This is a genomic window from Enterobacter sp. EC_50 (assembly GCF_019584525.1).
GTDB lineage: Bacteria > Pseudomonadota > Gammaproteobacteria > Enterobacterales > Enterobacteriaceae > Enterobacter > Enterobacter roggenkampii.
Window position 1 is genome coordinate 109054 of sequence record NZ_VDAF01000007.1, and the last position, 19196, is coordinate 128249.

Consider the following 19196-nt stretch of genomic DNA (forward strand, 5'->3'; position numbering starts at 1 on the left):
AAGAGCTATAGCGCTATTGCCTATGGTTCTGCATAACATTTTTTTAAAATGAGACGAAGATTAGCAACAGTCCGGGTTTCGCATATCGTGTTGATGGTGAAAACAGAGCGGACACTGCTTTTCATCAGGCGTAAATGACCAGAAATGACGGTGGCACGTCAGGCAAACGGCTTCATATGCCAGTATGGCCACGTTTTTCGCCGTTCCTTCTGTTTGCGTCACTTTTATCGCCGCATGCTGGCATACCGCTTCGCAGCCGCCGCAACCGGTACAACGTCCGGTTTCGACGACCAGTTCAGCGTTCTCAAACCGAATCGCGTTTTCCGTACAACTCCGCCAGCACGCGCCGCACAATACGCACGTTCCGGCGTCGAGATCTATCTCTGCCTCACTAACCCCAGAAAACGCTCTGCGCAGTTCACGCTGACCGGGCACGACGCTACAGGTCCGGACATCCTCACGGGGAACGTGCATCAGCGCACGGCGGGCGATATTAACCTCGTTGACGGGGAAAAGTTTAAACGCCCATGCCGCTTCACCGCGTTGACGAAGCACAAGATTAAGCCGGGCAATCGCCAGCAGCCAGTCAGGATACTGCTCCACGTCGATACTGATAAAACGAACATGGTGCTGTGCATGCCAGAGCAGCAGCTCATTCACATCCGGCGCACGTTCAGTAAAAGGCCTGACAAGCGTATCGCCACACAAAAAGCGTTTTCGCGGCGTGATGCCGGTGATGGCCTCAGTGGGGCAAACAAACAGGCAGTCACCGCATTCAATACAGCGGTTCTCATCAACCGAGATATCTGCGTCCGTAAAAGAAAAAGCCTGCACGGGACAAACGTCTGCGCAGGCGCAACAGGAAGCATGGCGAAAACGGCGACGGACGCACGCATGCGTCACGTCCATCGCCGGGCCAAACGTCAATCTGCCCATCAGCCAATACTGAAGAAAACGAAGCGCAGCATCAGCTCACCCGCAATCAGCAAGGCGCTGCCCAGCAGCATCGTGCCTCGCGCCGCTTTTAACCCGCCTGCAGCAAAGCACAGCATACCCATGACAGACACACACCAGCTCAGCAAATGCACGGTGCGCAGTTGTTGCAGCATCTGTAACGGCGCATGAGGGAACGTCACCACGGTGTTGTCCATAGCCGAGATGTCGGCCAGCCAGACGGGCTGCATCACCAGACGCACAAGCACCAGCAGCGTGATAATGACCACCGCCGCACGCAGAGTAGCCCGGGAACGCATCCCAACCGCCATGCAGGCTGAACCAATAATGCCCACCGAGCCGATAAACAGCACCAGCGTGTTGATATGCTGCCACGTCACCACGGACGCATGCATGTAGATCTGCGCCATGCAGAACACATCCACCAGCCCGACAAGGCCCGCCGCCGCCAGAAGCAGCTTCCAGCCTGGCTTTTTGGCGAACATCAGCAGCGTCGCGAGCCCCAGCGCCGCCAGGTAAAGGCTGGCAAAGATAATCTCACGGCTCAGCCAGGAGCTGGAGACATGGCGCAGCGCGTTGAGAGCATTGAGCGGATAGCCCATGTGCAGCGCCGAGGCGAGCAATCCGAGGCTTGCGAGCACAAACGCCCCGGCAGCAGGCAGAAGCGCGCTACGCTGCAAAACATGCGCCCCCCCGAACGCCAGCCAGAGCGTCACGCCTACCGAGCCCTGCAGGAACAGTGTAAAAATCAGCAGCGGTAACTCATGCATGGCGTTTGCCCTCTTTCTCTGCACCCTGATGCGCTTTGATCACCAGATTCGGTTTTGTGATGGAAGAATCAGGCAAGCCTTTCACGTCACAGACCGCACCATACTTCGCCCGCAGTTCATCAATCGGCCCGAATTTAATCGCTTCGAGTGGACAGGTTGCCACACAGACGGGCTGCTCCCCCTTCGCCTGGAGATCCACGCAGAAATCGCATTTTGACATCTGCCCGGTCTGCTCGTTGAGCTGTGGCGCGCCGTAAGGGCATGACCACGCACAGTAGCCGCAGCCGACGCACTTATCTGTATCAACGCGCACAATGCCGTCTCCCGGACGCTTGTGCATCGCCGTGGTCGGACAGTTTTTAGTGCAGATGGGGTCTGCACAGTGGTTACAGGAAATAGAGAGCGTGTAGGCAAACACATTGTTGCTGACGCCGCCCTGCCCGGTTGGGATGAAATTCCCGCCGTTGACTTCGTACACGCGACGGAAACGACATCCGACCTCAAGGTTGTTTTTATCTTTGCATGCCACCTGGCAGGCTTTACACCCTGAGCAGCGTGAAGAGTCGATGTAAAAGCCCAGCTGTTTGTCGCTCACCGGCGCGTAGTGTTTAAACTGACTCATGCTTTTGCCACCTCCACCAGCATGGTTTGATGTGAATTCCCTTTCGCAAGCGCGGTAATACGAGCCGAACTGAGCACGTTCGCGCAGCCGCCTTTATCAATGCCCTTCTCATCCGGCTGCCACCAGGCACCTGCCTGCATGGCTACCACCCCAGGAATGATGCGCGGCGTAACCTCCGCCGGGATCTCGCAAATGCCGCGCGCGTTATGGATACGCACGGTATCTCCCTGCGCAATGCCGCGCTTCTGCGCGTCCTGAGGGTTAATCCACAGCTTCTGCTGCTGTGCTTCAATTAGCCACGGGTTGGCGTACTGGGTAGAGTTGGCGCGGTTTTTCCCTTTCCAGGTGATCAGCTGTAGCGGGAAGGTTTTTGCCAGCGCGTCTTCCGGCCCTTCATGGGCAGGCACGTAGTGCGACAGCGCCGGGATCTCCGGGTGCTGCATGTCGTACAGACGCTTTGAGAAGATCTCAATTTTCCCGGACGGCGTCGGGAACGGATGATTTTGCGGGTCGCGAATGTTGTCTTCAAAGGCGACAAACGGCGCGCTTTTGAAGAGATGCTGACGCGTCTTTTGCAGCGTCGCGAAGTCTGGCAGGTTTTCCTCCGGCATCGACAGCTTTGTCTGCTCCCAGATGTGCTCAATCCACGCCTTTTCGTCACGCCCTTCGCTGAATGCCGGTTCGACACCAAGCTTAGCAGCGACCTCCCGCAGCCAGTCGTAGTCTGAACGGCGCTCAAATTCAGGCTCAATCAGCTTTTCCGACAGGATCAGATAGCTTGCGGTACCCCAGGTTTCGCCGATATTCCAGCGTTCCATAAAGCTGGTTTCCGGCAGGAGAAGATCGGCGTATCGGGCGCTCGGCGTCATAAACAGATCGCTCGCGACGATAAACTGGATTTTCGACTCGTCTTCCAGCACGCGGGTTGCCTGATGAAGATCCGGGTTCTGGTTAGCCAGATAATTGCCCGCCAGCGAGAAGAGGATGCGGATATTGCTGTCCAGCTTTTCGGCATCCTTCAGGCCGACTTCCGCCGTTACCTTAGAGGCATCGTCGGCGGCCTGCACCCAGTTCATCACCGATATTTTGGCTTTCACCGGGTTATCCGGCATCTCCGGGCCTGCGGCAAATTTACGGTTTGCACAGCCGCCGTAGCCAGCCGCCCAGCCGCCTTTCACCCCGACGTTACCCGTTAGCGTGGCCAGTATTGTCGAGCCGCGCGCGGTGCGCTCGCCGCAGTTATGACGCTGCGGTCCCCAGCCCTGGATCAGCGCGGCGGGTTTGGTGGTTGCGTAGTCGCGCGCCAGCTGACGAATGGTCTGCGCAGGCACGTGGGTGATCTTCTCTGCCCACTCAGGCGTTTTTGCGACGCCATCTTTTGCCCCGTTCAGGTAAGCCATCAGGGATTCATTGGCCGGAACGCCTTCCGGCATAGCGTCTTCATCAAAGCCCAGGGTATAGCGCAGAATAAAGTCGCGATCGTGCAAGTTCTCCGTGACGATCACGTACATCATGGCGTCCATCAGGGCGTTATCGGTTGTTGGCAGCAGCGGGATCCACTGGTCAGCAAGGGAGGACACCGTATCTGAATAGCGCGGATCGACAACGATGAAGCGGGTGCCGTTTTGCTTCATCTTCTGGAAGAAGTAGTTGCTGTGACCAAAAATCGTTTCCGTCGGGTTATGTCCCCAGAGGATGACCAGTTTGGTGTCCAGTAACGTGTCCAGCGAGCTGCCGCTGGCGGCGGTACCGTAGGTATAGGGCGTTGCCGCTGCGGTGTTGCCCATACTGACCGAGTGATAGCTTTCGAGATAGCCACCCGTTAAATTAAGCAGACGACGAACCATTTTATCGCCGGAGAACGTTCCTCCCGAAACTGCGGTGCCAACATGCACATAGCGCGAAGCAGCACCGTATTTTTGCGTAATGGTTTTTAATTGATTCGCAATAAGCGTTGTAGCTTCATCCCAGGTAATACGTTCGAATTTTCCTTCGCCACGTTTACCCACGCGTTTCATTGGATATTTAAGCCGATCGGGATGATAAACAAATTTCCGATACGCGCGTCCGCGAACGCAGGCGCGCATCACCGGCATTTGAAGATCCAGTTCATTATCCGGACGCGTAGAGATGCGTGTGACCACGCCGTCGCTGACGTGCGCCCGAATATCGCATTTCCCGCCACAGTCAAAGGTGCTGCAGGTTTGAATGACTTTTTCTTCGGGTTCGTTCACTGCCGCAGGCATTGTCGCCGCCTGCGCTTTTCCGCCTTTTACCACAAACGGCAGAGCGGCAAGCGCGGACCCGGCCTGAATAAAGTGACGCCGGGAGAGAGCGGGATTAAGACTATCTCTCAGTTTATTATTTTTTTTCATTGCTCGTTCCTTCAAATAAAAACGCATTCTCGTTTTTTTGCAGAACCGAACATTGATAATTATCAAGCTAACCCTTCTGGATTATTTTAATAAGCCATTTCGAAATTCACCGTCGCTATTTGGCCGGTTTCATCCATTACCATTAATTGATATTCACCCGGCAAATATAATTTCAGTGAATATTTATATTCATGTCCCTCTAAAGGCTCGCCATTTAAAAACCACCATCGCTGCCCTTCTCCACCGCTGGTTGAGAGAGAAAGCGTTATAGTTGTCTCACCCGGAAGACGCTTGATGACGGCCCCCTCTCTGACCCCTGACAGCATAAGCGGCGCGATATTGCTGTTATCCAGAGGCGGACAAACTGTTGATGCTGCCGGGAGACGCGCCGCCCTTTTTTCCGCAGCGGGCAGCCACGGCTCCAGCGGCAGCGGCCAGACATCCAGGACTTTTTCAGTAGCATCAGGGCAATCTGCGGCCACGCGTTTGCCGGTTTTATCCAGCCAGACCGGGAAACGAATGCCGCGTATGCCCTCCTGTTCAGGGAGAAGCAGCGTGGGCGGTTCACTCCCTTCCAGCAGCCAGGTCGACAGGCGACGTCGACAGTTTTCACTGCCTTCCGGTAGCGACTGGCCGCCCGGCCAGCAGATCACGCCCCGCCCGACGCTCTCCGGACGCGGATCGCGCGGCAGGCGGGCTTCGTCTACCGTTGAACGTGACTGAAGCAGATTATTGACCTGGTTTAACAGCGGAACCGCGCTGGCAAACCCAAACTGTCCCGCCACGGGCGTGCCGTCCGGTCGTCCGGTCCAGATGCCTATCACATAACGGGCATTCAGACCGATGGCCCAGGCATCACGGTACCCGTAGCTGGTGCCGGTTTTCCACGCCAGCGGCGCAACCTGCGGCAGCGCATTATCCGGCAGCGGCTGCGCTTCATTGGCCAGAATACGGCGAATAATCCACGCCGAGCCTGGCGATAACAGCGGGCGTTCAGTCAGCGGATCGCCCGGCTGTAACCGCAGCCTTCCCGCCTTACCGTGTCGGGCAAAGGCACTATAGGCCGCAGCGATATCTGCCAGCCGCGCGCCCGCCCCGCCGAGGATCAGAGACAGATTCGGCTGTGCCCCCGCAGGCAGGATCAGCGGCAAGCCTGCGTTGCTTAGCATCCCGGCAAATCGTTTTGGTCCGTAGGCTTCCAGCACCTGAACGGCCGGCAGGTTGAGGGAGCGGACCAGCGCTTCACTCATGCTGACCGGCCCATGGAACCCGCTGTCAAAATTCCCGGGACGATAATCACCGGTTTTTCTTGGCACATCCTGAAGCAGCGAGGCGGGATGGATCAGGCCATCATCCAGCGCCATGCCGTAGATAAAGGGTTTTAACACCGATCCCGGGGATCGGATCGCATTGACCATATCCACATGGCTAAAACGCGTGTCATCGTTGATATCCACCGATCCAACCCAACCGCGCACTTTCATATCGGTATGATCGACCACGATCATCGCCAGCGAGCTGCGGGCCGGCAGACGCGATTTCCAGTTCATCGCCAGCTCTTCCAGCTGCCGCTGCAGTCCGGCATCCAGCGTGGTGACAATTTTCGTGTCGCGACTTTTGCCGAGCATCATCCGAGCAAAGAGCGGCGCCAGCTGCGGCATCTGCCGGGGCGCCAGCCATACTGATTCCTCACGGGACTCTTTGACCTGCTTTGCGGACCAGACCCCCTGCGTCGCCATGCGGTCGAGCACTTTATTGCGCGCCGCTTCGGCCCGTTCAGGCCAGCGGTCCGGACGTAAGCGGCTCGGCGCCTGCGGCAGTACAGCCAACAGCGCCGCGTCGGAATAGCTGAGCTGCGACGGCGGCTTGCCCAGATACGTCCAGCTTGCCGCTCCCACGCCCTGCAGCGTACCGCCAAAAGGGGCGCGATTGAGATAGAGCGTCAGGATTTCGCGTTTGGAAAGATGCCACTCCAGCTGCATGGCACGCCAGAGCTGGCGAATTTTGCCGCCAAAGGTGCGCGGATGCGGGTCCAGCAGTCGCGCGACCTGCATGGTGAGCGTGCTTCCGCCAGAGATGACTTTCCCGGAACTGAGATCCTGCCAGGCGGCGCGCAGGACAGAGAGCGGGTTTACGCCGGGGTGATCCCAGAACCAGCGATCTTCGTACTGGATCAGCGCCTCAAGATAACGGGGAGAGACCTCTTCGATCGTCACCGGATAGCGCCAGATCCCGTCGCTATCGGCAAAACGCCAGAGCGGCGTGCCCTTCTCATCCACCACCACCCGGGCAGGGTTAACCTCTTTCAGCGGCAACGGCCACAGGCGGTCGGCGGCGACAATCAGCCCCCCTAAAACGAGAAGCGCTCCCGCCAGCCATAGCCAGCGGGAGCGTGTCAGACGTGCCATTCGCATATTACGGAACAACAATCAGCGGGCCGCTGGCCGCACCCGTTGCCCGCCACTGCGGCACATACATAGACTCGACCATCGGCACCGGCACCTGGTAGGTTCCCGGCGTCACGGCGCGCGCCAGATAAACCAGCGTGACCGGCTGACCTTCATTTACCGGCACGGCGGCCACAAAGCGGTCGTCGCGGAATTCCATATGCTGAATGTCCGCCTGCTGCATCTGGCTGAGCAGGTTCTGCACCTCACTGCCGCTGTCCTGCAGGCTGGCGCTGCTGCTTGCCAGGTTCTGGTTTTCCAGCTCCAGACCCGCAGGCAGGAGATCTACCACCAGCGCGTCCGGCACGTTCTGGCTGGCTTTAACTTCCAGCCACACCAGCACCAGCTCGCCGCTCTTCAGCGAAGAGAGTGATTTCGTACTGCCGTCGGTTGCCAGGATATGACGTTCGACCTGCAACACGTTCGCGCTCGGCTGAGGGGCATATTCCGGATAGCCGGTGCTGTCCAAACGTACCCAGAGCGGTGTCGTTCCGGTATTGGTGACCTGCAGCGCGCCAAGCTGGTCGCCGCTCACGTTTTGTACCTGCGCTTTATCGCCACCTGATGCGGAATCTGACAGGGAGGTTTTCGCCTGCCATGCACCGGACAGAGTTTGCAGCGAACGTCCGGCCAGGAACAGCGCGTTGCTCTCCTGAGTGGACAACCAGCGCTGGCTGAAGGCCTGTTCAGACAGGGCATTCAGCAGCGTATTTTGCGCATCCGGCAGCAGTTTGTACTCCTCCAGCAGGGAGAGCATCAGCGCGTTATCGCGAAGCTGGCTGCCGTAATCGGCCATCCAGGTTTTGCTATCGTTGCGCGGCGTTTTGAGCGCCAGATCCAGCGCCTGCTGGCTGCGCGGGGCATCGCCCATCAGCCTGAGCGCCATGCCCAGTTGCATCAGCGGAAGGCCGGACGCCGCCTGAGCGTGACGATCCAAGATTTCACGCAGCGCGCCCAGCGGCGCTTTTTGCTGACGAGACAGCACCAGCGCGGCATAGGCCTGAACGGCAAATTTACTGGCCTGAGTATCATCGCTGTAGCGGATGGACATCATGCCCGGGTCCTGCAGATAGCGCAGCAACCGGCTATTGGCGTTATTCACCGCATCGGCAGGCACGCTATAGCCCTGCTCGCCCGCCCGCACCAGGAAGTCGGTCACGTAGGCCGTCAGCCAGTACTCTTCCGGACCGTTTTTATCCCACAGCGCAAAACCACCGTCTTCACGCTGCATCTGCAGCAGACGGGAAATACCGATATCAATGGCGGCACGGCGTTTATCGTCCGTATCACCTTTGATGCCAAGCGCCGTCAGCTGCGCCGCGTTGGTGTAGAGCGACGGGAACAGGCCGCTGGTGGTCTGCTCCAGGCAGCCATACGGATAGGCCTGCAGTTCGCGAATATAGCGCGCCAGGTTGAGCGGTGGTTTGCCGCTCAGCAGCAGTTGCCCCTGCAGAGTGGCAGGAGAGAAACCGTTACTGTGCTGCGCCGGTGCGGTCCAGGATTCGCCAGGGTTGAGCATGGCACCGGTATTCACCGTCTGTGCCGGGAATGCCGGACGCACGCCGATTTTCCAGCTCTTCTGCTGTGGTGCAAAGGTCTCGCCCGGAAGCTGCAGGCCGGTAACCTGTGCTGTTACCTCTCCGTCACCATACCCCTCCAGCGCACGCACCGGAATAAACAGGGTGGTCCGCGCCCCCGGAGGCAGCTGCACCGGCTGCGGCTGTCCACCTTCCAGCGACAGTTTGCCTGTCGCGGTCAGGGCAACGTTCAGCGTTTGCGGCTGGTCGGTCAGGTTGGTGAGATCCAGCGTCAGGCGTGAGGTGTCTCCACTTGCCAGGAAGCGCGGCGTGTTGAGCTCGGTAATAACCGGTGCGGCCACCACAACCTTGCTTTCGCTGCTGCCGAAATCGTCTTCTGTCCAGGCCTGCGCCATCAGACGCAGTTCGCCGTTGAAATCACCAATCGGCAGCGTAATCGTGCCTTCCCCGTTGGCATCCAGCGTAACCGGCTGTGCCTGCTGGGCAATGATGGTGACGTGGTTCACCGGCGGTTTGCCGCCGCGCTTCAGTTCATCCCCATCGCCACCGAAGCGCAGCGCGGCCAGACGGCCCTGCCCTTCAATGACCTGGCCGTATATATCGTAGATATCCGCGCCGTAGCGCTTCTGGCCAAAGAAAGCCTGCCACGGATCCGGCGTGACGTAATCGGTAATGTTCAGCACGCCGCTGTCTACCGCCGAGACCAGCACGTTCACCTTCTGCGGCACGGCCCCCTCTTTCACGCTGGCTTTCACCTTCACCGAGAGCGTCTGGTTTGGACGCATTTTCTGCGGGTTATCGAGCGCAATATTCAGACGGCGATTTTCATCGCCCATCGGCAGATGCAGCAGACCGACCGCACGTTTCGGCGTGGCGGATTTGGATTTATCTCCGGGACGTACCACCAGCGTACTCAGGTAGAGGTCGTGACGCTTCCAGGCCTTGTCGACCGGGATAGCGAGATCCAGTCCGTTTGCCGGTACGTCGATCTCTTTCCACCACAGCGGCCCTTCGCTGGATTCGATCATCGCATAGCCCTTGCCTGCGGCCGGCGCGGCGATGTGCAGTTGGATGGTGTCGCCCGGCTGATAGGCTGGCTTATCCAGTTTCAGCGTCACGCGGTCAGGGCGCGCGGCCCCAGTGCCATCGCTGTTATCCTGCCAGCTGTAGCCTGCCCAGAAGCGCACGCTGCTGACCATTTCATCAGGCGCTTTGACTTCCAGACGATAAGAGCCCCACTCTACCGGGAAGGTAACTTTACCCGTTTCATCGGCCTTAAGCGTCAGCTCCTGCTCGCCTTCGACCAGGTCTTTCTGATCGAACTGAGACTGCCAGCCTTCGCTCTCAGACCAGTTCCAGAAGTAGTCCCGACGCTCGCGAATCAGACGAACCTGTAACCCGGAAACGGCCTTTTTCGCGCCGCTGGCATCGGCATACACGATGTCGAAACTGGCGTTGCCGTTCTCATCAACAATCGGCTGGTTGACGGTCGTATCGGTGCGGTAGTCGTAAACGGCTTTACTGGCGAACTGAGGGCGAATACCCGGCAGCTCAGCCGCCGGCCAGATAGCCTGCTCAGCGCGACGCGTTACCGGACGACCGCCCGACTCCAGCAGGCTGGCCTGCAGGATCAGCTGCAGCGGAGAGTGCACCTCTTTCCACTGGCTTTCGGTAGAAACCTGCCCACGCCCCTGCTCGTCCAGCGTAAGCTGAACTTCATCCAGGCTGCGGCTCAGGTTCTCTTCGGCGATATCACCAAACTGGAAGCCCGGCAGCGCGGCCACCGCGTCACGCAGCGGACGCAGGAAGAGCTGGCCCTGCAGAGAGTTACCGTTGGCCGGTGCGCCATACAGGTAATAGCCGACCACGTTAAAGTCGACGTTATCCTGCGGTGAAACCGGCGTTTTTTGTCCACTCAGGTTGAGCGCCATGCGCTCTGGCATGAAGTCTTCGACGTGGAAGTCCCACAGGCGCTGCAGGTTATCGCCCGTGTTGGCGCGGATATGCCACATGCCGGTCTGCGCCCCGCTGGCCAGCGGGTAGTTGAATCGGTAGAGACCGTTTTCAGGCTGAACAACGATCGAGCGAGCCACCTGACCGTCAGGGCGCAGCACGTCAAGCTTCACGGGCTGATCGGGAAGCGGCTTACCGTCACTGTCGCGCAGCAGGCCGTTGAGGATCACCGTTTCACCCGGGCGATAGAGATCGCGTGGGCCAAACATGAAGAACTGCTTGCTGTAGCCCGGACTCCCGGCGATATCAAACTCCGCCAGGTCGAGGGCCGGTAGCTTGAGGTCAAGCAGCGTGGTCTGGCCGTCTTTACTGGCCAGAATCAGGGCAGCCTCTTTGTCGGTCTCAAGCTTTGCGTGGCCATCGCCGTCGCTGTTCGCTTCGGCAAGGGTCTGCCCTTTGTCATTCAGCAGGGTGACGGTGACGCCAGACTGCGCCGCACCGTTCTCCAGACTCTGGGTGAAGATGTCCAGGCGATTATGATAACGGTGAGCGGACAGGCCAATATCGCTTAAGGTAAAGAGCGTCGCGGCGTTGCTGTAGTTATAGTGCCCGGCCTGGTTCATGACCGCGATGTAAACGCCAGACTGCTGGAGCGGTTTAATATCCTTCAGGGGCAACAACAATTTTTCGCGCGTGTTGCGCGCCGGATTAAGATCGAAGCGACCGGTGTAAACCAGCTCCGCCATCTTTAGCAGGTTGTCGGATTCCCAGTTGGTGAGGGAGTTGCGGTATTCCCACTGGCTGACAAAAGAGGCCAGCGATTCCGGCTTCACGCGGTAGAAATTGACGTCCACGTTGTTGACGTTAAGCGCCATCACCGGCAACCCTTCCACCACCTTGCCCGGCAGCAGCGAGCCGCGGCTGGCAAACCCGACGGTAGGCTCGACGTCCCGGGTGGTGAGGGCTTTTTCATAATCAATGCCGAACGTCGCCTTGTTCAGCGCCTGCAGGCCCCGTTCAACGGTGACGACCAGGTTGCGGTTGGGCTCCAGATGACGCAGGCGAAGCTCTTTCAGGTTAGGCGCAAGTTCCCACGCCCCGTCAACTTTGCCGCTTTTTTTGTCCACGACATGCACGGTTTTCGCGAAATCCTGATCGGGATTCAGCGGAACCGAGAATGTCAGCACCAGCGTGGCGGCACCGTCGAGCTGAACTTCAGAAGCATCCAGCAGGGTCAGCGCTTTTCCCTGACTCTGGGCGGCTAGCTTAGCCAGCGTTTCAGCATTTGGCTTTTCCGCGGCTTTTGGTGTGGATGCAGTGGATGCCGCGGGAGCCGCAGCCTGAGGTTTATCGTCGCTGTTATCACAGCCGACAAGCGTAAACGTGGTAAGCAGCGCAAGAGAGAGCGCGGCTAAGCGAAACGGTTTCATCCTTTGTCCCTGGCCCAGAGGGGGCCTGTTGGTCGTCGTCCGGATAAGTATTATCCGCAAGTTTCATTAATTCAAAAAGTCCAATTTTAGAATCTGGAAAGCGCCTCGCAGAATGGCATCACGCCGCTACGCCGTGATGGAACCGCGATCACAGCGCATAACGTCACATGTTACCTTTCACGTCATTTGTTTTTAAAACAAGAGGATAGCTGGATAAGCGTCCCTGAAGGCTGCTAGTTTTATAACCATGACGCACCCCGAGTGCGCGGTTCAAAAAGAGAGAAAGCCATGAAACGAGCCGTGAACGCCCTACAAAATTTCGGAAAATCATTGTACGGACCGGTGCTTATCTTACCGATCGTCGGTCTGTTTATCGCCTTTGGTAACGTGCTGGGTAACGGTAATCTCGCCGAGTACCTGCCGTTTCTCGGTCATCCGCTGATTCAGCATCTTGGTCAGTTGATCGCAAAATCTGCCGTGTCGGTGCTGGTTAACCTAGCGCTGGTGTTTGCCGTCGGTATTCCGATTGGCCTGGCAACGCGCGATAAAGGCTATGCCGCGCTGATTGGCCTGGTCACCTTTGTCGTATTCATCAACGCCATGAACGTCACGCTGCAGCTGCAGGGCGCACTGGCGCCAGCGGCGCAGATGAAAGCGGCCGGACAGACGATGGTACTGGGCGTGCAGGTGCTGGAGATGGGGGTCTTTGCCGGGATACTGACCGGAGCGCTTTCCGGCTATCTGTACAACAAATATTCCGGCGTACAGTTTAACGGCGCGATGGCGATTTACTCCGGCCACTGTTTTGTCGCCATTATGATGCTGCCCGTCTCCATGCTGCTCGGCGTGGTGTTGAGCGAACTGTGGCCCTTTGCCCAGCATGGCATTAGCGCCCTGGCGCTGGCCATCAAAGGCTCCGGGCCGTTTGGCGTGGCCATCTACGGTTTCCTGGAACGCATTCTGGTCCCCACCGGCCTGCACCATCTGGTTTATACGCCGTTCCTCTATACCGAGCTGGGCGGCACGCAGGAGGTATGCGGCGCAACCTATCAGGGTGCGCGCAATATCTACTTTGCCGAGATGGCCTGCCCGGACGTGAAGCAGCTCAGCAGCACCGTGGTGTGGGACGCACGCGGCATCAGCAAAATGTTTGGCCTGCCTGCCGCGGCGCTGGCGATGTATATGACCGCTAGGCCAGAGCGTAAAGCGGCGGCGAAAGCGATTCTGATCCCGGCGGCACTGACTTCGCTGCTGGTCGGCGTGACCGAGCCGATTGAGTTCTCCTTCCTGTTTGTCGCCCCGCTGCTGTTCGTGGTGCACGCGGTGCTGACCGGCATCGGCATGATGCTGTTCTCGCTGCTGGGCGTTCACGCCATCGGCGCCAACGGGATTATCGACTTCATCCTTTACAACCTGCCGCTCGGCACGGCCAAGTCCAACTGGCCGATGTACATCCTGGTCGGGCTGATCATGTTCGCCCTCTACTACGTGGTGTTCCGCTTCCTGATCCTGCGCTTCAACATGAAAACGCCGGGCCGCGAAGATGAGGACCAGGAGACGCGCCTCTACAGCAAGCAGGAGTACCAGGCCAAAGGCAATAACGACGGGCTGGGCGAATCCATCGTGGTGGGGCTGGGCGGTCGGGAAAACATTGAAGTGGTGGATAACTGCTACACCCGCTTACGCGTCACGGTGAAGGACGTCGACATCATCGACGAGCCGCGCCTGAAGGCGACCGGCGCGAAAGGGATTATCAAACAAGGTAACAACGTTCAGGTGGTCTACGGGCTGCACGTCAAAAAAATGCGAGAAGCCGTTGAGACGTTTCTCTGAAAGGAGCTAAAGATGTTTACACCCCCATTCATTCTGTCGATCGCCGGCGGCGGCAGCACCTACACGCCGGGTATTGTGAAAAGCCTGATGGTGCGCCTGCAGGATTTCCCGCTGGCCGAAATTCGCCTCTATGATATCGACGAGGCGCGTCAGAACACCATTGCGCCGGTCGTCGAGAAGGTCATTCGCGACCACAGTCAGCGCATCACATTTACCGTCACCAGCGACCCGGAAGTGGCCTTTAGCGGCGCGCATTTTGTCTTCGCCCAGATGCGCGTCGGCCAGTACAAAATGCGTGAGCAGGATGAGAAGATCCCGCTGCGTCACGGCGTGGTGGGCCAGGAAACCTGCGGCCCCGGCGGGCTGGCTTACGGCCTGCGCACGATCCTGCCGATGGTGGAGCTTATCGATCTGGTCGATCGCTACGCGCACCAGAAAGCCTGGATCGTGAATTACTCCAACCCTGCCGCGATCGTCGCGGAAGGCGTGCGCCGCCTGCGCCCGAACGCAAGGGTGCTGAACATCTGCGATATGCCGGTTGCCGCGATGCGCAATATGGGCGCCATTCTGGGCGTTGATCGTCATAAACTGGAAGTGGACTACTTCGGCCTGAACCACTTCGGCTGGTTTACCCGCGTGCTGGTGGACGGCGAAGACAAGCTCCCGGCGCTGCGTAAGCATATCGCGAAGTTTGGCCTGCTGACGGAAGATGCGGCTAAAACCGACCCGCAGCACTCGGATCCGTCGTGGGTGAAAACCTGGCGCAATATCAAGCCGATCATGGACAACTTCCCCGAGTATCTGCCGAACCCGTATCTGCAGTATTACCTGATGCCGAACCAGATTGTGGCGCATCAGAACCCGGACTATACCCGCGCCAACGAAGTGATGAACGGGCGCGAGAAAAAGCTGTTCGCCGCCGCCGAAGAATATCAACGCACCGGAATTTTACCGGATGCCTTCCACGTGGGCGTCCACGGTGAATTTATCGTTGACGTCGCCTGTTCGCTGGCGTTCAACCTGCGAAGCCGCCATCTGGTGATGGTGGAAAACCGCGGGGCGATTACCAACCTGCCGTACGATGCGGTGGTGGAAGTTCCCGCTTATATCACCGCCGAAGGCCCGGAACCGATTCGCGTCGGCCAGGTGCCGCTGTTCCATCAGACCCTTTTACAACAGCAGCTCGCGTCTGAACAGCTGCTGGTGGAGGCGACTATCGAAGGCAGCTATGAAAAAGCGTTGCAGGCATTTACCCTGAACCGCACCGTGCCGACCATGGAACATGCAAAAGCGATTCTGGATGAGATGATTGAGGCCAACCGCGACTACTGGCCAGCGCTGCAAAAAGCCTGGCAGGACGGCGAACCGGTGAAAAAATAGGGGCTTGCTCGCGAGTTGAACGTGGTTTGCTTGTCGGTGTCAGAAAAAACACCGACAATCCTTTTTTACGGAAAAGAATGGAGGCAACCCATGTCCACCTCATATTTTGTCGCCGCCGACTGGCTGATTGAGCACGGCGACGATCCGGAAGTTCAGATTATCGACGCGCGTATGGCCCCGCCGGGGCAAGAGCATCGTGACGTGCCCGGTGAATACCGCGCAGGGCATCTGCCGGGTGCGGTATTTTTTGATATCGAAGCCCTCTCCGATCACACCTCTCCCCTGCCGCACATGCTGCCGCGCCCGGAAGCGTTTTCCGTGGCGATGCGCGAGCTGGGCGTCAGCAAAGACAAACACCTCGTTGTCTATGATGAAGGTAACCTCTTTTCCGCGCCGCGCGCGTGGTGGATGCTGAAAAACTTCGGCGTGGAAAAAGTCTCGATTCTGGCGGGCGGCCTCGCGGGCTGGAAACGTGACGAGCTGCCGCTTCAGCAGGGTGACGTCACGCTGCCGGAAGGCGAATTCGATGCGACCTTTGACGCCCACGTGGTAAAACGCCTGACCGACGTGCTGGTCGTGAGCCATGAAAAAACGGCGCAAATCGTCGATGCCCGTCCTGCGCCGCGCTTTAATGCCGAAGCGGATGAACCGCGTCCGGGGCTGAAGCGTGGACATATTCCGGGCGCGCTGAACGTGCCGTGGGGCGACCTGGTGTTTGAGGGCGAGCTGAAAACCACCGACGAGCTGCGCGCCATTTTTGAACGTCAGGGCGTGGATTTGCATCGTCCGATTATCGCCAGCTGCGGTTCCGGCGTAACGGCCTGCGTGGTCATTCTGGCGCTCGCCACACTCGGCGTAAGCGACGTCACGCTCTACGACGGCGCCTGGAGCGAATGGGGCGCGCGTGACGACCTGCCGGTTGAACCCGCGAAATAATGGATAACCGCCTCGCCACGCTGTTAACGCGCGGGGCGTCATTGACCCGCGCGGAGTATCGCGTCCTCGCCCACCTCACGGAGCATCCGCTGCTGGTGGGCAACATCACGGTTCGCGAGCTGGCAAAGGCGACATTCGTTTCTACCGCCACCATCATGCGACTGTGCCAGAAGCTGGGGTTCAGCGGCTTCAGCGAGTTTATCTGGCACTGCAAGCAGCTGCTCTCCGACACGCCGCATATTGCCGCTCAGGCGCAGTCGCGCCCTGAACTCCCGGTGTTGTTTAACCAGTTTATCGCCAACTATCAGCACACCTTTCAGTGGGTTACCCAGGACAAACGCCAGCAGTTTTCCGACCTGCTGCGCCAGAAAGAGAGCTTCTTTCTCTACGGGGCCGGGTTTTCTTATCTGTTTGCGGAGTACCTGACCAAGAAGCTACAGGTAATGGGCAAAACGGCGTTTATCTCCGGACCGGGCGACAGCCGGAACATTTTTCTTAGCAATGCCGCCCGCTATCAGGTGTTTATTGCCGTCTCGCGCAGTGGCGAAACGGAGCAGGTGCTGGATAAAGCGCGGATAGCCAAAAACGTCGGCATGACGATCGTCGCGTTTACCCGCGCCTCGGCCAACACGCTGGCGGAGATGGCCGACGTGCACTTTGCGCTCTATGACGAAGCGGTGCACTTTGCCGCCGAAGCCGCAGGGGTGACGTCGTTTGAGTCGAATCTGGTGCTGCTGATGGATTTACTGCTGCTGGAAGCAACGGGGTGATATTCACCCCGCTGTCATCAGATAATGCGGTTGGTTTTGAGATCGCGCAGGAAGCCGCCCCAGCGACGCTCGTAGAACGGCGTAATGTGCTCGGTAATAAAGTGGCTGATGCCCTTCTCACCGTTTTTCACCTGGCAGATATCAATTGGTTCATCGCCCGGTAGCGTGTCGGTCGCCACGCTGCCCGCTGCCTGAACGATCTCGTCGAAATCGCCATCAGCTTCAATACCGATCAACAGCACCGGCTTTTCGTCCGCGCGCTCTTTAATGGAGCAGAGAAAGGCGCGCCTGACGGGCTTGAGCGTTTTGAACAGCGTCGTCAGGGAATCAATCATCTGCGCGGGCGGCTCGGCCACTTCAGAGAGCAGCAGCGTTTCGCCCCCTTCCAGCACTTCCTGCGTGCTGAGCGGGTTGCCCTCTTCGCCAATCAGGTGGCTGATTTCGCGCGGCGTGAACTCTTTTCCGGTCGGCAGCTTCGCGTTGAGGAACAGCGTCTGGCCCAGCGTCATTTCAAACAGGGTGCGCACCGGCATCACCACGAACGCCTGTTCGTCTTCTACCGCTTTCTGCAGCGCGTCCAGCGAGGTGAAGAACGGGATCACCGACGTACCGTCGTCTTTCTCCCAGTGCAGCAGATCCAGCGCGCTGTCTTCTACGACCTGTTCACCTTCCGCGGCGGTACCCGGCACCCAGACGGTAGATTCCAGCAGCGTGCGGAAAAAGGCCGGACGGTGGGCGGGCTCGGTCGCCGCCTGCTCCAGCAGGGTTTCTAATTCGTTTTTGGTATCTGACATAGTTTGGCTACTTCACACTTGCCCGGCGGCGCTACGCTTGCACGGGCCTACGGGTTTTGTAGGCCGGGTAAGCGTAGCGCCACCCGGCAAAAAAGATTACGCAGCCGTCAGCAGGTTCGCCACGGTACGCACGCCCAGACCGGTCGCGCCTGCGGACCACTGCTCAACCGCCGCTTTACGGTACGTCGCGGAGCAGTCGATGTGCAGCCAGCCCTCGTGGTAGTTCTCAACGAAGTGAGACAGGAAGCCTGCCGCCGTGCTTGCACCCGCCGGGTATGCCGCGCTGGCAGTGTTGTTCAGCTCGGCAAAGTTAGACGGCAGCTGGCTGCGGTGGAACTCGGCCAGCGGCAGGCGCCAGAACGGCTCGTTCTCTGCGGCAGCGCTCGCCAGCAGGCGTGCGGCCAGCTTGTCGTCGAAGCTGAACAGCGCATGGTAGTCGTTACCCAGCGCGGTTTTCGCCGCGCCGGTCAGGGTCGCCATATCGATAATCAGCTCTGGCTTCTGGGCAGACGCGTCGATCAGGCCATCGGCCAGCACCAGACGGCCTTCGGCGTCGGTATTCATCACCTCAACGTTTTTGCCGTTACGGTAGCGAATGATGTCACCCAGCTTGAAGGCGTTACCGCTGACCATGTTGTCCGCGCAGCACAGGTACAGCTTCACGCGCTTTTTCAGACCGCGGGTGATGGCAAAGGCCAGCGCGCCGGTGATGGTGGCCGCGCCGCCCATGTCGGACTTCATGGAGTCCATGAACGCGCTCTGCTTCAGGCTGTAGCCGCCGGTGTCGAAGGTGATGCCTTTACCTACCAGGCAGGCAAAGACAGGGGCGTCTTTATCGCCGGTTGGGTTGTAGTCCAGCGCCAGCAGCACCGGAGGACGCTCGGAGCCGCGGCCCACGGTGTGGATACCCATGTAGTTCTGCTCGCGCAGGTCTTCACCCTTGGTGATGCGGTAGGACATCTTGTCGCCCGCCACGCCGCACAGGAGATCAACGGCGCGCTGCGCCAGTTGCTCAGGGCCTAATTCTTCCGCCGGGGCGTTGATGGTGTCGCGTACCCAGTCGATAATTTGCAGGCGGCTTTCCAGCTCTTTCTGACCGGCTTCGTCGAGGTTCGCCCACTCAATTTTGCGGGTGCCTTTCGGCCCTTTATAGCCCGCCCAGAACGCCCAGCTGCGGTCGGTGTCCCACCCTTCGCCTTCCAGCGAGACATGCTTAATGCCCAGACCGTCAATTTTACGCGCGGCGCGTTGGATCAGACCCAAATCATCATTGCCCGTCAGGTGCAGGGTAAAACCGTCGTTATTAATGCTGTAGGTGGCTTTCTCGCCCCAGCGCGCGTCGGCAGGCTGATTCGAGAGCGTAATCTTCATCGCTTCGGTCATTTTATTTTTCC

General features: G+C 58.8%; 12 protein-coding genes. 4 read left to right on the forward strand and 8 right to left on the reverse strand.

Annotated features, from left to right (window positions below):
• Window positions 1–60 precede the first annotated feature (60 nt).
• The 6 genes from FHC48_RS08050 to FHC48_RS08075 form a co-directional block, all read right to left on the reverse strand.
• A complete protein-coding gene (locus FHC48_RS08050; protein ID WP_059363049.1) occupies window positions 61–936 on the reverse strand; it encodes a 4Fe-4S binding protein in 876 nt (291 codons plus the stop codon).
• Window positions 936–1724, reverse strand: a complete 789-nt coding sequence (locus FHC48_RS08055) for a DmsC/YnfH family molybdoenzyme membrane anchor subunit (RefSeq protein WP_059362179.1) — start codon at window positions 1722–1724, stop codon at window positions 936–938. Before FHC48_RS08055 ends, FHC48_RS08050 begins: the two co-directional genes overlap by 1 nt.
• Entirely contained in the window at window positions 1717–2346 is a 630-nt protein-coding gene (locus FHC48_RS08060) for a DMSO/selenate family reductase complex B subunit (protein WP_059362176.1), read from the reverse strand. The genes FHC48_RS08055 and FHC48_RS08060 overlap by 8 nt, the downstream gene beginning before the upstream one ends.
• Complete coding sequence (locus tag FHC48_RS08065; RefSeq protein WP_059362173.1) at window positions 2343–4721, reverse strand: DMSO/selenate family reductase complex A subunit; 2379 nt, start codon at window positions 4719–4721, stop codon at window positions 2343–2345. The genes FHC48_RS08060 and FHC48_RS08065 overlap by 4 nt, the downstream gene beginning before the upstream one ends.
• Window positions 4722–4807: 86 nt before the next feature.
• Complete coding sequence (pbpC, locus tag FHC48_RS08070; protein WP_059362170.1) at window positions 4808–7135, reverse strand: peptidoglycan glycosyltransferase PbpC; 2328 nt, start codon at window positions 7133–7135, stop codon at window positions 4808–4810.
• Between the two features lies 1 nt (window position 7136).
• On the reverse strand, window positions 7137–12089 hold the full coding sequence (locus tag FHC48_RS08075) for an alpha-2-macroglobulin (protein WP_220418894.1): 4953 nt from the start codon (window positions 12087–12089) through the stop codon (window positions 7137–7139).
• Between the two features lie 288 nt (window positions 12090–12377).
• Between FHC48_RS08075 and FHC48_RS08080 the strand changes: the two genes are divergently transcribed.
• The 4 genes from FHC48_RS08080 (at window position 12378) to FHC48_RS08095 (ending at window position 17008) form a co-directional block, all read left to right on the forward strand.
• Entirely contained in the window at window positions 12378–13922 is a 1545-nt protein-coding gene (locus tag FHC48_RS08080; protein ID WP_059362164.1) for a PTS transporter subunit EIIC, read from the forward strand.
• A gap of 12 nt (window positions 13923–13934) precedes the next feature.
• Entirely contained in the window at window positions 13935–15302 is a 1368-nt protein-coding gene (locus FHC48_RS08085) for a 6-phospho-alpha-glucosidase (protein ID WP_059362161.1), read from the forward strand.
• A 90-nt stretch (window positions 15303–15392) separates the two neighbouring features.
• Window positions 15393–16238: a 3-mercaptopyruvate sulfurtransferase gene (gene sseA, locus FHC48_RS08090; protein ID WP_045406041.1), complete on the forward strand. Its 846-nt coding sequence runs from the start codon at window positions 15393–15395 to the stop codon at window positions 16236–16238.
• Window positions 16238–17008 carry a MurR/RpiR family transcriptional regulator gene (locus tag FHC48_RS08095; protein ID WP_008502150.1) on the forward strand — a complete coding sequence of 257 codons (771 nt, stop codon included), beginning with the start codon at window positions 16238–16240 and terminating at the stop codon, window positions 17006–17008. The genes sseA and FHC48_RS08095 overlap by 1 nt, the downstream gene beginning before the upstream one ends.
• Window positions 17009–17025: 17 nt before the next feature.
• Here the strand turns inward: FHC48_RS08095 and sseB are convergent, their stop codons facing one another.
• Together sseB and pepB are read right to left on the reverse strand one after the other, a co-directional pair.
• Window positions 17026–17802 (reverse strand): enhanced serine sensitivity protein SseB, encoded by a 777-nt coding sequence (gene sseB / locus FHC48_RS08100; RefSeq protein ID WP_063417956.1) that lies wholly within the window; start codon window positions 17800–17802, stop codon window positions 17026–17028.
• A 96-nt stretch (window positions 17803–17898) separates the two neighbouring features.
• Window positions 17899–19185 (reverse strand): aminopeptidase PepB, encoded by a 1287-nt coding sequence (pepB, locus tag FHC48_RS08105; RefSeq protein WP_059363870.1) that lies wholly within the window; start codon window positions 19183–19185, stop codon window positions 17899–17901.
• Between the last annotated feature and the right edge of the window lie 11 nt (window positions 19186–19196).

What these genes read in the sequence shown, in the direction of transcription:
- FHC48_RS08050 (WP_059363049.1), bottom strand. Translation starts at nt 936, where the DNA reads ATGGGCAGATTGACGTTTGGCCCGGCGATGGACGTGACGCATGCGTGC.
- FHC48_RS08055 (WP_059362179.1), bottom strand. Translation starts at nt 1,724, where the DNA reads ATGCATGAGTTACCGCTGCTGATTTTTACACTGTTCCTGCAGGGCTCG.
- FHC48_RS08060 (WP_059362176.1), bottom strand. Translation starts at nt 2,346, where the DNA reads ATGAGTCAGTTTAAACACTACGCGCCGGTGAGCGACAAACAGCTGGGC.
- FHC48_RS08065 (WP_059362173.1), bottom strand. Translation starts at nt 4,721, where the DNA reads ATGAAAAAAAATAATAAACTGAGAGATAGTCTTAATCCCGCTCTCTCC.
- pbpC (WP_059362170.1), bottom strand. Translation starts at nt 7,135, where the DNA reads ATGCGAATGGCACGTCTGACACGCTCCCGCTGGCTATGGCTGGCGGGA.
- FHC48_RS08075 (WP_220418894.1), bottom strand. Translation starts at nt 12,089, where the DNA reads ATGAAACCGTTTCGCTTAGCCGCGCTCTCTCTTGCGCTGCTTACCACG.
- FHC48_RS08080 (WP_059362164.1), top strand. Translation starts at nt 12,378, where the DNA reads ATGAAACGAGCCGTGAACGCCCTACAAAATTTCGGAAAATCATTGTAC.
- FHC48_RS08085 (WP_059362161.1), top strand. Translation starts at nt 13,935, where the DNA reads ATGTTTACACCCCCATTCATTCTGTCGATCGCCGGCGGCGGCAGCACC.
- sseA (WP_045406041.1), top strand. Translation starts at nt 15,393, where the DNA reads ATGTCCACCTCATATTTTGTCGCCGCCGACTGGCTGATTGAGCACGGC.
- FHC48_RS08095 (WP_008502150.1), top strand. Translation starts at nt 16,238, where the DNA reads ATGGATAACCGCCTCGCCACGCTGTTAACGCGCGGGGCGTCATTGACC.
- sseB (WP_063417956.1), bottom strand. Translation starts at nt 17,802, where the DNA reads ATGTCAGATACCAAAAACGAATTAGAAACCCTGCTGGAGCAGGCGGCG.
- pepB (WP_059363870.1), bottom strand. Translation starts at nt 19,185, where the DNA reads ATGACCGAAGCGATGAAGATTACGCTCTCGAATCAGCCTGCCGACGCG.